The sequence below is a fragment of the Corynebacterium guaraldiae genome (genome assembly GCF_053480195.1).
In genome coordinates, this window is the sequence record NZ_JBRBAU010000036.1 from 1 (window position 1) to 877 (window position 877).

General features: G+C 59.6%; 1 protein-coding gene. It reads left to right on the forward strand.

Annotated elements, in window-relative coordinates:
- Positions 1-877: YPDG domain-containing protein (locus ACUY3D_RS12665; protein WP_283175974.1), on the forward strand; the 877-nt coding region annotated here is incomplete at both ends.

Genomic DNA, 877 nt, shown 5'->3' on the forward strand with positions numbered 1-877 from the left:
GTGAGATCACTGTTCCGGTTCCGGAGGGTGCTAAGCCTGGTGACAAGATCACTGTTCCGGTTGAGGTGACTTACCCGGATGGCTCCAAGGACACCGTTGAGGTGACCGTTACGGTTGAGCAGCCGGACGCTCCCGAGGCTACGGACAACGAGAAGTATGAGCCTGAGTACAACGGTGGCACCGGCGAGCCTGGCGAGGACGTCAATATTGACGCTCCGGCCTTCAAGGACGGCGACAACAACAAGGTCGACGTTCCTAGCGGCACCACCTTCGGCCCAGGTGCAGACACCCCTGAAGGCGCGACCGTCAATCCGGACGGTTCCATCAAGGTCACCATCCCTGAGGATGCTAACCCTGGTGACAAGATCACTGTTCCGGTTGAGGTGACCTACCCAGATGGTTCTAAGGACAACGTTGACGTCACCGTTACGGTGACCGAGAAGGACGCTACCCCGGTTACGCCTGTTGCCCCGAAGGAGAACAACCCATCTCTGGGTGCATCTGCTGATGACCCGGCATCTTGTGATGTTCCGCCGTTCGTCACCGTTGAAGAGACCGAGGGTGTCGAGTACAAGGTGACCGTCGACGGTAAGGAGTTGACTCCGGACGCTGAAGGCAAGTACGTCTACGAGTACGGTCAGACGGTCAAGGTCGAGGCAACCCCGGCCAAGGGCTTCACCTTCCCGGAGGGCGCTCAGACGACCTGGACCTATACGACCCCGCAGAACGAGGTCTGTGAGGCTCCGGAGACTGAGAAGCCTGACTGGAGTGACGACAAGGGTAAGCCTGGTGACAAGGTTGAGATCCCGAACACCGGTGGCGATGTCCCGGCGGGCACCACGGTTGAGACCGAGGGTCCGGGTAAGGCTGAGATCGA